We start from the raw sequence: 1,052 nt of genomic DNA on the forward strand, positions 1-1,052 counted from the left end.
GACCGTCGACGGCTACCTCGACGACTGGGTGAGTCGCGACCCCCGCTTCGCCGGCGCCGAACGCATCGACGGGAAGGTCCATCGCGGCTCCGCGCACATCCAGCGCCCGGGTCGGATGCACACGGACGGCTTCCTCGCGATCGGCGACACGGTCCCCACCATCGACCCGCTGTGGGGCGAGGGGATCCACAAGGGGATGAAGTCGGCCCGCGCCGCCGCGGCGACCGTCGACCGGTGTCTCACGGACTCGGAGCGGCGGGTGGACGCCGAGAGCCTCGCGGTCTACGAGCGGCTCTGGCACCGCGACGTGGCGCCCCGGATGCGCTCGCGGCTGATGCTCACCCGACTGCTGTACCTCGCGCCGAACGAGCGGTACGACCGGCTCATGCGTGACCTCCGTCAGGCGGACGAGAACACCCTCGAGAAGGCGAACCGGGGCGATAAGACGGCGATGGCGAAGCTCCTCCACCTCGACGACGTCCCGCTGCTCGCGAAGTTCGCCCGCGAACGAGTCGACGTCTGAGGGGGTCGACCGGACCGCGACGCGCGAGCGGCGGCGAACGCGGCGGAACGGCGGCCTCGGGCGAACCGCTTTTGCCGATTCGACGCGCACGAACGGTCATGCTCGACTACGTCGGATTAGAGGCCGATCTCGACGAGGAGGCGCGGCTGATCCGCGACACCGCCCGACAGTTCGTCGACGAACAGGTCCGCCCGGAGATCGGCGACCACTTCCGCGCGGGGACGTTTCCGACGGACCTCATCGAGGAGATGGGGGATCTCGGCTTCTACGGCTCGAACCTCGACGGCTACGGGCTACCCAACGTCTCCGAGACCGCCTACGGCGTGTTGATGCAGGAGTTGGAGGCGTGCGACTCCGGCCTTCGGTCGATGGCCAGCGTCCAGGGGGCGCTCGTGATGTACCCCGTTCACGCGTACGGCAGCGACGAGCAGAAGGAGCGGTGGCTCCCCGCGCTGCGGGACGGCGAGGCGGTCGGCTGCTTCGGGCTGACGGAGCCCGAACACGGCTCGGACCCCTCGTCGATGGAGAC

1 protein-coding gene and 1 pseudogene are annotated in these 1,052 nt (G+C 69.9%); both read left to right on the plus strand.

Going from position 1 to position 1,052, the window contains the following annotated elements; genetic code table 11:
* Nucleotides 1–523 (plus strand): annotated as a pseudogene (locus tag EXE44_RS17040) (NAD(P)/FAD-dependent oxidoreductase); the annotation flags it as partial.
* 98 nt (nucleotides 524–621) lie between these two features.
* The coding region (locus EXE44_RS17045; protein ID WP_199241258.1) for an acyl-CoA dehydrogenase family protein at nucleotides 622–1,052 on the plus strand (431 nt) is incomplete at its 3' end.

Origin of the sequence: Halorubrum sp. SS7 (assembly GCF_005435055.1) — an archaeon.
In the GTDB taxonomy this organism is placed as follows: Archaea; Halobacteriota; Halobacteria; order Halobacteriales; family Haloferacaceae; genus Halorubrum; species Halorubrum salinarum.